The following is a 13,133-nucleotide window of genomic DNA, read 5'->3' as shown; positions in this document are numbered from 1 at the left end:
TAGAATAGCATTTGGGCTGCTTCATTTAACCTTTTAAGAAATGACCTTTAATCAACTCCTCTATCCCTGCTTTTTCATGCGCTTTGAATGGGTAACGATCTGCCATTACAATCCAATTAGACTCTTCAAAATCTTTATTTTTGCTTAGGCTATTTTCATCAGAAACAACTTCTATTAATAGCGTTTCTATCAATAGAATATCGATATCCATCGTAACTTTTTTTATTGGCGTCTGAGCTTCTGTTAGACGCTGTCTATGACAGTCACCTTCAAGATCTTTAAAAACCTGCTGTAACTGTTGCAGTGTCATTGGCTCTACCAAACGCAAATAAACGCACTGATTGGTATAATCGGGCTTTGGTTGCGCTTCGGTCGATGTAAAGTCAGGATTTTCAAATGCAGTAGATAACTGTATTTCCCCTAGCGCCGCTAGATCTTTTCGGACAAGCGGCAGATAATGCTCAGCTTGATAATTACTGCCTAAAGCCAATAATACTGCCGTCACAGACTGCGTTTGCAACTGTTCAGGCGTCTGCTTTTTTAGCGTTTCAAGACTCAAATCAGCCAAATTTTTATGCATATTATGCATCATCGTCCTTGCTTACAACTGGCTTATTTTCAATGACCGTTGCATAACGCGTGATCTGTACCCCAACCGCATCGGCTTGCTTTATAGCAGTGGGCTTAGCAATGCTTAAAGTGATTTTATGACAGCTATATTTGGCAAGCAACTTATCAGCGATTTGCCCCGCTAAATGCTCTAGCAACTGCGCTTTAATCGCTTGGCACCATGCGCTCACATCATCGCAAACCGCTTTATAATTCAGCGCATCATTGACATCATCTGAGATAGCCGCACGGCTGATATCTGTTTCAAGTGCTATATCAATCAGCAGCGGCTGCGTGATTGCGCGCTCCCACGCGTAAACACCGATGACGGCTTCTACTGTCAAGCCTTTGACAAACACCACATCAGATTCGGTATGAAACATGCTCTCATCCTTGTTTGCTAAATTTTAATTAGATTTTGAACTCAGGTTTTTTAATTGGTTTTCTGCAACGCCTCTTCACGCAAACGCGCAGCTTTTAGCGCTTTACTAGGGCGATGACGCCATAAGTCAATGCTGAATAATAACAGACCAAACCAAATCAGACCAAATACTGCAAGACGCTGTAAATCAAATGGCTCGTTATAATAGAACACCGCTAAGAAGAAGATAAAGGTCGGCGTCAGATAATTCATAAAACTTAAAATGCTATAAGCAACGAGCTTGGTAGATTTATTAAACAATAATAGCGGTATCAAGGTAATCGGCCCTGCGATCATTAGTAGCCAAATACTGGGACTAAACCAAAAACTCAATTGACTGCTGACCACATCTGCTTGCCAGAACCACCATAAGCAAATCGGCACCAACATCGTTGTTTCGACAAACATGGCATCGACAGCCGTCAAAGGCGTCTGCCGTTGAATGGTACCGTAAGTACTAAAACTAAAGGCTAAAATCAGTGATATCCATGGCAAGCTACCAATCATAACCACTTGAATGACTACGGATAATAAGGCGAAACCGATGGCAACCCATTGCAGTGTACGTAAGCGCTCTTTGAATAAAATCATCGATAGCGCAACGCCCACCAATGGTCCGATAAAATACCCCAAACTGGCTTCGAGAATACGGTCGTGATTGACGGCCCATACATAAGTGAGCCAGTTGGTGGCAATAATCAAACCCGATATAAATGAGAACGCGATCCATCTCGGGTTTTTCTTTAAGGTATCGATCCATTGCCAGCGCTTGGTGACTACCAACACAATAAGCAAGCAAGCAAACGTCCAAATAATACGATGACCGATAATCTCGGTCGCATCGTAGGCGGCCAATTGTTTAAAATATAATGGAAACCCACCCCAGATAAAAAAGGCAATGAGTGCGGTGATGATGCCACGTCTGGTTGTTTTAATGGGCGTAACTGGTTTTTTGATGACGTTTTGGGTGGTCATAGTACAGTACAACTTTTTAGAGCAAAGCGCACTCTTGCCCCATATTAATGTTTATATCAATTCAATGGCAAAAGCGCAGGGTCACTACAGATAGGATACAAGTTAAAAAGCAATGCGCTCATGCCAATATAGGCATCAACACATTGCTAACGATAACAACTTTAAAAACAACATTTACATCAAGGCTAATGAGCAACTTTTTAGACTTTATTGAATGCTGTAGCCAGCATTTTACAAGTCAGTACTTTAAAGCTCAACCTTGCAAAAGCCAATAATACTATTCAGCAAGTTAATATAGTTTGTGGTATTAAACCGCAGCATTATCAACTTTAATAGACATTCCAATGTGATTGGCAAGCTCTGCAAATCCTGGGAAACTGGTATTGACGGTCTCAACGCCTTCAATAGTAATTTGCTTGGATGCACGTAAGCTGGCAATGGCAAAACTCATAGCAATGCGATGATCATGGTGCGAGGTAATATGACCGCCACCAAAGACAGGCTGGCTATTATTGACCTTGCTATTTTGACCCTCAATACCTTCGCGTTCAATGCCCTTACCTTCAATAATCAAACCATCTTCCGTCACTGTACAGTCAATACCCAGTGTTTGTAATCCTTCTGCCATAACTGCAATACGATCAGACTCTTTTACGCGCAGCTCTTTAGCACCAGTTAACACCGTACGACCTTGCGCACAGCTGGCAGCAATGAACAATACTGGAAATTCGTCAATCGCTAATGGTACTAAATATTCTGGGATATCAATACCTTTTAGGCTTGAGCTACGAATAGTGATATCTGCGACTGGTTCGCCGCCCACATGTGTCTCATTACTTAGGCTAATATCTGCTTGCATGAGTTTTAAGATATCGATAATGCCCGTGCGTGTCGGATTAATACCTACTTGCGTCAAAGTCAGCTCACTATTTTGGCTGATCGCAGCAGCGACCATAAAAAATGCCGCAGATGAGATGTCAGCAGGAACCGCGATATCACCACCTGTGAGTTGCCTGCCACCGGTTACACTGATACGGTTGCCATCGACCGTTACTGGATAACCAAAAGCTGAAAGCATACGCTCGGTATGATCACGACTGACTTCTGGTTGGGTAACGGTTGTGGTGCCTTCTGCCCAAAGTCCAGCCAACAATAAGCAAGATTTAATCTGCGCAGAAGCCACAGGCATCTCATAATCGATACCTTGTAATGGCTTACCGATAGTCGCTCGACCAGTGATACTAAGTGGCGCCGTACCACTATGACCCGTACTTTGAATGACTGCACCCATATCGCGTAAAGGTGCGGCTACACGCTCCATTGGACGCTTGTTCAGGCTGGTATCGCCTGTCAACACGCTGTCAAATGATTGCGCCGCCAAAATACCAGCCAGCAGGCGCATGCTAGTACCTGAGTTGCCCATATACAATGGTGTTTTACTCGGTTTCAGACCGTTCATACCCACGCCATGAATGGTCAATTTGCCGTTATCAGGCCCTTCAATGGTCACGCCCATATCACGGAATGCTTGCAAGGTGGCAAGCGCATCTTCCCCTTCCAAAAATCCAGTGACATTGGTCACGCCTGTCGCAAGGCTGCCCAGCATGATGCTGCGATGCGAGATAGACTTGTCACCAGGAATGGCAATAGTGCCCAATACAGTATTGCTAGGAGTAATATTATAAGAAGCTGACATGGCAGAAGTATCCGTATAAGGGGTGCTGGCTAACATATGGCCAAAATGTCGCCGTGCGGCTTGCGCGCGGCCCAAAAGTCCCATCAGGGCGGTTGAATCTTTATCGATGATAAGCTGACGCATGGTCTGTAGGTAAACGCCATACTCATCAAGGGCGCTAACAATCGCGCTTTCGTTGGCAAAAAATATATCATGCCACATTTTAGGATCACTGGCAGCGATGCGGCTAAAGTCACGAAAGCCGCCCGCTGCATAGCGAAACATATCTAAATTATCATCATGGCTTGCCAGCTGCTCAACCAAATTGAAGGCAAGCAGATGTGGCAAATGACTGGTATGCGCCAATATACGATCGTGGTGTTCCGCATCCATTGACATAACGTTTGCACCCACCGCTTCCCATAACTGCCGCAGCTTAGCGATAGCGTTATCATTGGTCGTTGGCAGCTCGCAGATAATGACACTATGATTAACAAACAATGTCGCACGTCTGGCATGATATCCTGAATTCTCAGCACCCGCAATCGGATGCGCTGGAACAAGACCTATAGGCAATGAGCCAAAGACGGCTTTGGCAGCGTCAATGATATTGACCTTGGTGCTACAAACATCAGTAATGATGCAATCAGTGGCAAGTTGTCCATTATCCATCGCCGCTTTGATATCGATAAATACGGCTTGCACCGCTTGTACTGGTACGGCGATAACAATCAAATCACTACCAAACACTACCTCACTTAAGACAGCACTACCAGCGTCTAATAAGCCGTGCTGAATGGCTTCGTCGATGCTTGGTACATGTCTATCAACCGCCACTAAGCGCTCACTTAAACCATTGTCTTTAATGGCTTGGGCAAGGCTTGCACCGATAAGCCCTAGACCAATCACGCAAATTTGTTTACATAACGGCGGCTGAGTATTCATACACTGCATATTATTGTTTTGATTGCTTATGTTTTGATTGCTTATATTGTTTTGCTCGCGACTCACGGCTTTTCTCGTTAAACAAACTAGCGTCAGAATGACTAAAACAAGCCGACGCTAGTGTCATGAAAATGATTAATAAATTATTTACTTATCCAAAACGACCTAACATACTTCTGATCAATTATCAGTCAAGATTGAGCGCAGTGTATCAATCAGGCGCATATTTTCTTCTGCCACCCCTACTGTGATACGCAGCCAATGAGGTAAGCCATAGCTCTCTAATGGACGGACGATAACACCCTGCTCTAGCAATGCTTGATGAATAGAAGCAGCGGTGATGTCTTCCATCTCAACGGCTATTTCTACTATAATAAAGTTGGCATGCGACTTAATGAAACCCAACCCTAACGCATCAAACTGCTTTTCTAACCAGCGCATTTGCTCATCATTCATCAGACGAGTTTTTTCAATAAAGTCTGAGTCAGCAAGTGCAGCAGCAGCAGCAGCTAAAGCCACTCTACTCACGTTAAATGGTTGACGGATTCGGTTGAGTAAGTCCGCGACAGCCACTGAGCTAAGCGCATAACCGACACGTAAACCCGCCAGTCCATAAGCTTTGGAAAAGGTGCGCACGATGACGACATTATCAAATTCATCTAACAACGCCCGATTATTACTCTCAGGGCTATATTCAATATACGCCTCATCTAATACCACCAATACCGAGCTTGGTATACTAGCCATAAATGCTCGTAACTCTTGAGGTTCAAGCTGCGTGCCAGTTGGATTATTAGGATTGGCGATAAAGACTATTTTAGTATTGGGGTTGTCTTGAACCGCTTGACTCATCTCTTTTAAATCATGACCAAAGCGATGTGCAGGCACTTCTATACCTGTCGCCCCTTGTATTTTAGCCAACATCGGATAAACGATAAAGGCATATTGACTGTAAACGATAGCATCGTTAGCACCAGCAAAACTACGCGCTAAAATATCAAGCAAATCGTCAGAGCCATTACCCAAAGTAATCTGCTCCACACTGACATCATTGAAGTCAGCCAGCGCTTGTTTTAGATAGTAACCGTTGCCATCAGGATAACGTGCCAACTGACCCAATTGCTCAGTAATCGCTAGCGTGACGTGCGGTGAGCAGCCTCTTGGGTTTTCATTACTGGCAAGTTTTACCACATCTGAGACGCCATACTCACGCGTCAACTCTTCAATCGGCTTGCCCGTTTGATAAGGCACCAGCTCTAAAATACTATCGTAGGCAGGTACAAGCGGTGATAAATTTGACTCTACTGAATGAGATGACGGCATGATTTATCCTTAGATATGATTTTGGCAAGTGATGTGACCCATTCGGCGTTATATCGTTGGTTCAATTTCAAAGCGAGTCAAGGGTAACCAAGTGCAGATGATTATGTGATACTTCACGCAAGGTAAACGCCATGACTCTTTTACAGTAGAAGGACTATAGCACTGCTTTTGGATAAGAACCTAGAACACGCACATCTTTTACCAACGGACGGATATCAGCGATAGCAGCGCTGACGTTTGGCTCGTCAATATGACCATTCATGTCGATGAAAAATACGTATGCCCACTTATTCGGACGCTCAGGACGGGTTTCGATACTGGTCATCGACACGCCATGATAAGACAAAGGCTTCAAAATCTCGATCAATGCGCCCGCTTTATCATGTGCTGATACGACGATAGACGTTTTATCCTGACCTGATGGCGCAATCGCTTCGTGACCGATGATAAGGAATCGCGTGGTATTGCTCGGGTTGTCTTCGATATTTGAATATAGCTTATGCAAGCCATATTCTGCAGCAGCCACATCACCGGCTATTGCTGCTGAATGCCATTCATTTTTCAAGCGGCGGGCAGCTTCGCCGTTGCTCGATACCGCCACGCGCTCGACATTAGGATAATTGACATCGAGCCAATGACGACACTGCGCTAGTGACTGCTGATGCGAGTAAATACGGCTTAAACCATCAAGTTTGGTATGTTCAGCGACCAAGAAATTCTGATGAATCGGCAGCTCAACCTCTCCGATTATCTTTAAGGTAGAAGACAAAAAGCCATCTAACGTATGGTTGACCACACCCTCAGACGAGTTTTCGACTGGCACCACACCATACATCGCTGTGCCTGCTTCAACTTCACGAAATACATCAGTGATGGTGGTCATTGGTACGGTATCAGCGGCTTTACCGAAATGCTTGAGCGCAGCAGCATGAGTAAAAGTGCCTACTGGTCCCAAGAAAGCAATGCGCTGCGGTGCTTCTAAGTCGAGACAGACCGACATAATTTCACGGAACAATCGCGCCATTTTGTCATCAGCGATCGGACCTGTGTTACGTTCCATCACCGCTTTTAGCACTTGCGCTTCACGCTCAGGGCGATAAAAAATAGGATTGCTATTGTCGGCAGTCGGGTTATTGACAATGTGTTGTTTCTTTACTGCGGCCACTTGCTGAGCCAACTTGGCACGGTTATTAATCAGTGTCTGGATTTCGCAGTCTACTGTATCAATACTTTGGCGAATATCGTCCAAAAACGCTTTTTCAGTTGCAGTATCGTTAGCCCCTGCGATGGCTTGATTTAGCTTATCCATGTTTTGCTCTGATGACTGCTCACTCATTACCGCCTATCCTTTTTCTAAAATTATTACTGAGTTTTTTACTAGTTAGGTACTGCTTTTTTAACTTTGAAGGCTTTAAATATTGCTAATTATCGACAACCAATCATCTCATTATTGAATCAGCACTCAATGACGGTCAAAGGTGTCAAGCATACTAGCAATGATATTCGATAGAAATCACACTAAATAGCAGATAGTTTCTCAAAATACCCTGCACGGCGAGCGCTATCGTCTACTATTGCCGTATGTTAGTCACACACACCAGCATGCAAATGTAGCAGCCAGATCGCTGACCCGCTCTACTATAACAAAAACTATCGACAGTGCCCATGTGTAAATGCGCGTAAATTCGTCAATATTGGCAAACAGAGGCAATATGGCAGCGATGTACGGCAAAACTATGAAGGAACATCCACTCAAAACTATGTTACAGTCTGAAACTGATAGCAAATAGCAAATAGCAAATAGCAAATAGCAAATAGCAAATAGCAAATAGCAAATAGCAAATAGCACTATAAAGTAGAAAATTACCACGTAACTGAACACAACCTGTTTTTGATAAAAAAGGATATCTGATGAGCGCATTACAACAGCTTCGTACCATGACCACCATTGTCGCTGATACTGGTGACATTGCCGCCATTGCGCGCTTAAAACCTATCGATGCGACCACCAATCCAAGCCTCATTACCAAAGCACTCCTCCATCCTGACAACCAAGGCATGCTGTCAGAAACCATGAGTCGTCATAATGGCAATATAGATGCAGTGATTGACGCGCTGACCATTCAGGTTGGCTGTGATATTTTAGAGCTTATCCAAGGCCGCGTCTCTACCGAAGTGGATGCTCGTTTGTCTTATGACACTCAGGCGACGATTGATAAAGCCTTAGCATTTATGGAAGCTTACCAAAAAGCAGGGGTTAACTCAGAGCGCGTATTAATTAAGATGGCCGCGACATGGCAAGGTATTGAGGCAGCACGCTATCTTGAAACCCAAAATATTCACTGCAATTTAACGTTGTTATTTGGACAGCATCAAGCAATTGCCTGTGCCGATGCAGGTGTGACATTGATATCGCCTTTCGTTGGTCGTATTTTAGACTGGCAAAAACGCCAACAAAATCGTCAAAACGTGCCTGCTTCTGATGATATGGGCGTGCAGTCTGTGAAGCGCATTTATCAATACTACAAGCAGCATAACTATAATACGCAAGTGATGGGCGCAAGCTTTCGCTCGACTGAACAGATATTGGCGCTAGCAGGGTGTGATCTATTGACCATCGCGCCTGACCTTATCGACGCGCTGGCAGCGATGGATACTGAGGTGATACAGCAACTGTCACCTAGCATGTCATTAGATGTAGCCGACATGAAACGCGTGAGTCTAACGCGAGAGGAATATAGTAGCGCCTATCAACAAGACACGGTTACACAAGATTTATTACCAAAAGGTATCGATGGCTTTATTGGTGCTCGTGATGAGCTTGCTCAGATGTTAGCAGCGATGCGTCATTGATACGAGCGTCGAGCGATATAAACGGTGATGAATATGATCAACACTTTACAAACCTCAGTCGCAGGTTATAAAAGAAATTTGCCTGCTAATAGTAAGTTGGCTATCATGGCTCACTTCTCACAACAAGAAGCAAGGCTTGATTATGAAACGGCTATCAGTGTTATTAGTGGGTGGTGTTCTAGCAGTCAGCACGCATGCAGTGAACTGGTCAAAAATATCAGAAAGTCCTACTGGATCAATTTTTAGCTTAGACTTGGACTCTATTGAAAGCTCCGACATCAATATCATAGACGAAAAAAGTGTCGAAAACATCACTGTATCTATCCGCAGAACATACCCTGCACAAAAAGATGAAACAAAAGTAGATAAGGAAGGTAAAGAAAAAGCGATTCATCATAGCGATCAGCAACTGCTCATCTCTTGCAAAGACGCCAGTTACTATAAACGCGCTTACGTTAACTATGATGCCAATAACAAGGTATTAGAATCTTGGCAATCAGAAAAACCCATATTAACCACCAAAGATTTTAAGATAACCAAGCCAAAAACGATTAGTCGCATGCTAATAGAACAGGCGTGTAAAACTTACCTTACCAGCAAGACAAGCAACGTACGTTAAGACAAAGCAAATACAGGCAATCAAAAAAGCGCGCTAAATTCATTCAGCGCGCTTTTTTGATTGCTTCATTCCACGCTATTCACTAAGCGTTGCCAGTTTTAAGCCTTTAAAACCGTATAGACAGGCACTGGAAATTCGCCATGCAAATCAACCAAATCTAGCAATACTAACGCCCCCACCACAGTATGATCTGCCGATTTACACAGCTCATAAGCGGTGGTTAAAGTACCGCCTGTGGCTAAAATATCATCGACCAATAGCACGCGCTCAGGCGGTAGATTGTTTTGCATCTCAAGCGTGTCTTTACCATATTCTAGAGCATACGCTTTATTGGCAACGGGCGGTGGCAATTTACCGGGTTTACGTAGCAAAATCATCCCTTTGCCCAATCGACCTGCAAGCAAACTTGCAAAGACAAAACCACGCGCCTCGACTGCACCTAGACAATCTACCTCATCCATCACCCCTTCAGGCAGTGCGGCGAGCAATGCATCTATCACCTCATTAATATGACTGCGCAGTAACGGCGTAATATCATAAAAATCAATGCCGACTTTCGGGAAGTCTGGTACTGTGCGAATCACTTGCCAGAAGGGATGATCCGTATTGAGCTTATTAGACGACTCATTTTCGACATTTTTAGATGTAGCGGCAGCATTAATGCTCATGGTAACCCTTAGCGTATATGACTTAGATAATGTAATTTAGATAATAATATATCAACGATAAATGATGGCTAATACTGTGAATTTAGCGGCGCTTATTATAACATAATTGATAGAAATATCGCAGTTGAGCACATAAGCGTACAGGTGCTTACTGACAGACAGAAGGTCTAAACCCCTTGATAAAAACCAATCAATCTCAATATACAAGTGTAAACTTAACGACGAAAATCACGGTTATATGCTAAACTATGTGCGCTTTTACAGTCTCATTTAACGGCTGTGATTGTAAATATGAACGTCAAAAACACCCTGTAACACGGATTATAAACACTGATAATGCTCGATAGGACTATTTATGAAACGTTATGAATGTATCGTCTGCGGCTGGATATATGATGAAGCACTCGGCTGTCCCGAAGAAGGGATTGCCCCAGGCACCAAATGGGATGATATCCCTGATGATTGGACCTGCCCAGAGTGCGGTGTGGGCAAGCTTGATTTTGAGATGCTTGAGCTGTAATAGACGACCCTCTAATTAGGACACTTCATGACAACATCGAATGACATCAAACCATCGGCAACCCTACAACAAGACTTAGGTGGCTACCCTACTCCTGAGTGGCAAAAGTTTGGCGCGCACCAATGGCGAGACTCTGACCTTAGCAAGCATCTGTATCAATCAATGATTGATATCGGCGATGGCATTGAGCTGTGTGTTGAGGCAGGTGGCAATCCTAATAATCCACCACTGCTCATGATTATGGGACTTGGCTCACAGATGATATTTTGGCCAGATAATTTTATCAAGCGCCTTATTGATGCCGGTTTTTTTGTCATTCGTTTTGATAATCGTGATATTGGTCTGTCTTCTAAAGTGCAGATTGATGGACTACCGCGTATCAGTCAGCTAAAAATGATGATGCGCTTGCAAACGGGGTTGTCCAATAAAGGTACGCAAGTTGCTTATAATTTAACGGATATGGCAGAAGATACCGCTCGTTTGATTAAAGCATTGCAGTTGGGCAAAACCCATCTGATTGGCGCTTCGATGGGCGGCATGATTGCGCAAATCGTAGCGGCACGTTATCCAAGTTTAGTGCAGCGTATGGCGTTGATGTTTACCACGACCAACCGTGCATTTTTAAAACCACCGAAACCTAAGCAGCTATATACCCTGATCAACCGCCCTGAAAGTCATTCTGAGCGCGATATCGTGCGCCATAGCGTGTGGTTTATGAAGACAGTCGGTACGCCTGGGCATGTCAACGTACGTATGGTGCGTGAAATTGCTAAATTGCGTTATCAGCGCAACTTTCATCCGCTCGGCACGGTACAACAGCTCAATGCTATCTTGGCATCAGGCTCTATTAGCCGATTTAGCAAGCAAGTCAAAGCACCGACTATCGTACTGCATGGTAGCGCAGATGGACTACTGCCCGCCTCACAAGGTCGTGTGGTTGCCAAGACCATTCCGAATGCCAAGTTTCATTTAATCGAAGGCATGGCGCATGATATTCCTGAATACTATCAACCTTATATGGTCGATTTAATCAGCAATCATTTATTAGAAAAATAGCTATTTATTCATAATAAAATCCGTAATAAAAAAGAGCGTAAATCCTACTATTAATTCATAGGGTTTACGCTCTTTTTTATGCTAGTTATTTTACCTAGGTCATGTAAGTCTTTAGATTTGGACGCGCCGCTTAATCACAGCCCACTCCTGTGCCCTCTTTGTCGATACACATTTTATTGCCGTTTTTTAGATTACCAATCCATGCTTTACCACCAGTAAAGGTAAAGGCGGGTTTGCCTTGATAAAGATCACCAGCTGACACACCGCTATCGGCAAAGCGAAAAGGAATCACCAACTCGCCACCAAGATTAACAAAGCCCCAGTTTTCATCGATGCGCACGCCAGCCAAGCCTTCGGCAAAGGGACGCACCTCGTCAAAAGAATAGGTAATCATGGTCACATTATTGTCATCGATAAATCCCCATTTGCCATCTTGCTGACGCGGTTGTAGCATCGTAAAGCGATTGGGAAGTGTCTGGTTGGATGAGGATGCATTGCCATTAGCGCTGGCAGGTGCTCGTGGCGTCGTAGATTGCTCGTTGTTACTACCATTTAGGTCACTGGTCGTTTTGCCGTTTTCATTAATCCAACTGATTGCTTGATTTTTACGTACACGGGCGACACCATTTTGGTAATCATCAATGTCACTAATCGCGGACGAAAACGGCACGATGGTTTTATTACTAGTAGTAATGACCCCATATTTACCATCCTGCTTTACCACGATACGCCCGTTAGAGACGGGACGCGCCCAACCCTGTCCTTCTTTAAGCACATCATACATCGCAGGCACTACTTCACGACCTTGCATATTAAGATAACCGACATGACCATTGCGCAGTACAGGCAGTAAACCTGCCGATATCTTACTGGCATCAACTTTTTGATAACGTGATAAATCAACGACGCTTTTGCCCTTACTATTAATCAGAGCAACTGGCGCGCCGAAATCTTTTGTCGCCAAAAAATAGCCGCTATTTGCCGTACAAGCCACGTTTTTATAATAACTTTTTGGAATTTTGCAACTGGCCGCTTGTACGCTTGGCACCATAAATAGCGTAATAGCAAAGATGGCGATAGCAAAACCAGATATCAATGGTCGTTGTTGTAGGGATAATGAACGTCGCAACATAGATGAACCTAGGCTAATGATATTGAAGTACTTGAGGTAAAAACTAATAAGAAACTATCCTGTTTTATTGTGCCACTACAGAGATTATAAACCACTAGATTAACAAATAGTGATATCCACGCCAACATCGTTCCTGTAAGGATGTCTCCACCATATATTCGTATTGTTATAGAGATTTTCTTATATGAGTGAAGCTTAAGGTCATCATTGATTTTATACCTAACATATACAGAGATAAAACCTGATGTCTTGATAATAAATCAAACAATAAACATAAATGATGGTTTGACCATTTCATTTTAGCGTCAAAACCTAGACAATACGGTTTGTATTATCG

12 protein-coding genes are annotated in these 13,133 nt (G+C 43.7%); 4 read left to right on the top strand and 8 right to left on the bottom strand.

The features are described from left to right. Positions 1-25: 25 nt before the first annotated feature. From AK822_RS06370 to pheA, 6 genes are all read right to left on the bottom strand, one after another. Entirely contained in the window at positions 26-589 is a 564-nt protein-coding gene (locus AK822_RS06370) for a 2-amino-4-hydroxy-6-hydroxymethyldihydropteridine diphosphokinase (protein WP_228139070.1), read from the bottom strand. After that, entirely contained in the window at positions 582-992 is a 411-nt protein-coding gene (folB, locus tag AK822_RS06365) for a dihydroneopterin aldolase (protein WP_060490980.1), read from the bottom strand. Before folB ends, AK822_RS06370 begins: the two co-directional genes overlap by 8 nt. A gap of 50 nt (positions 993-1,042) precedes the next feature. Continuing rightward, positions 1,043-2,005 (bottom strand): EamA family transporter RarD, encoded by a 963-nt coding sequence (gene rarD, locus AK822_RS06360; protein WP_060490979.1) that lies wholly within the window; start codon positions 2,003-2,005, stop codon positions 1,043-1,045. 307 nt (positions 2,006-2,312) lie between these two features. After that, positions 2,313-4,634, bottom strand: coding sequence for a bifunctional prephenate dehydrogenase/3-phosphoshikimate 1-carboxyvinyltransferase (locus AK822_RS06355; RefSeq protein WP_372887053.1), 2,322 nt, complete (start codon positions 4,632-4,634; stop codon positions 2,313-2,315). Positions 4,635-4,805: 171 nt separating this feature from the next. Next, positions 4,806-5,948: a histidinol-phosphate transaminase gene (hisC, locus tag AK822_RS06350; RefSeq protein WP_060490978.1), complete on the bottom strand. Its 1,143-nt coding sequence runs from the start codon at positions 5,946-5,948 to the stop codon at positions 4,806-4,808. 154 nt (positions 5,949-6,102) lie between these two features. Beyond that, the gene (pheA, locus tag AK822_RS06345; RefSeq protein ID WP_045455471.1) at positions 6,103-7,284 is read right to left on the bottom strand and encodes a prephenate dehydratase; all 1,182 of its coding nucleotides are present in this window, start codon (positions 7,282-7,284) and stop codon (positions 6,103-6,105) included. A gap of 575 nt (positions 7,285-7,859) precedes the next feature. Between pheA and AK822_RS06340 the strand changes: the two genes are divergently transcribed. Both AK822_RS06340 and AK822_RS06335 read left to right on the top strand, forming a co-directional pair. After that, positions 7,860-8,801, top strand: coding sequence for a transaldolase (locus tag AK822_RS06340; protein ID WP_060490977.1), 942 nt, complete (start codon positions 7,860-7,862; stop codon positions 8,799-8,801). Between the two features lie 142 nt (positions 8,802-8,943). Further along, entirely contained in the window at positions 8,944-9,420 is a 477-nt protein-coding gene (locus AK822_RS06335; RefSeq protein WP_060490976.1) for a hypothetical protein, read from the top strand. A 98-nt stretch (positions 9,421-9,518) separates the two neighbouring features. On the opposite strand, the gene AK822_RS06330 is transcribed toward AK822_RS06335, so the two are convergent. Then, the gene (locus AK822_RS06330) at positions 9,519-10,088 is read right to left on the bottom strand and encodes an adenine phosphoribosyltransferase (RefSeq protein WP_055124107.1); all 570 of its coding nucleotides are present in this window, start codon (positions 10,086-10,088) and stop codon (positions 9,519-9,521) included. 355 nt (positions 10,089-10,443) lie between these two features. Here AK822_RS06330 and AK822_RS06325 point away from each other — a divergent pair, with 355 nt between their 5' ends. Together AK822_RS06325 and AK822_RS06320 are read left to right on the top strand one after the other, a co-directional pair. Next, positions 10,444-10,608, top strand: a complete 165-nt coding sequence (locus AK822_RS06325) for a rubredoxin (RefSeq protein ID WP_011280463.1) — start codon at positions 10,444-10,446, stop codon at positions 10,606-10,608. Positions 10,609-10,635: 27 nt separating this feature from the next. Continuing rightward, positions 10,636-11,664, top strand: a complete 1,029-nt coding sequence (locus AK822_RS06320) for an alpha/beta fold hydrolase (RefSeq protein WP_060490975.1) — start codon at positions 10,636-10,638, stop codon at positions 11,662-11,664. A 130-nt stretch (positions 11,665-11,794) separates the two neighbouring features. Here the strand turns inward: AK822_RS06320 and AK822_RS06315 are convergent, their stop codons facing one another. Then, positions 11,795-12,796: a WG repeat-containing protein gene (locus AK822_RS06315; RefSeq protein ID WP_060490974.1), complete on the bottom strand. Its 1,002-nt coding sequence runs from the start codon at positions 12,794-12,796 to the stop codon at positions 11,795-11,797. Positions 12,797-13,133: the final 337 nt, after the last annotated feature.

This window comes from Psychrobacter sp. P11F6, assembly GCF_001435295.1.
In the GTDB taxonomy this organism is placed as follows: domain Bacteria; phylum Pseudomonadota; class Gammaproteobacteria; order Pseudomonadales; family Moraxellaceae; genus Psychrobacter.
Note: the sequence above shows the minus strand (reverse complement) of the source record. Positions and strands in the feature narration are given on the sequence as shown.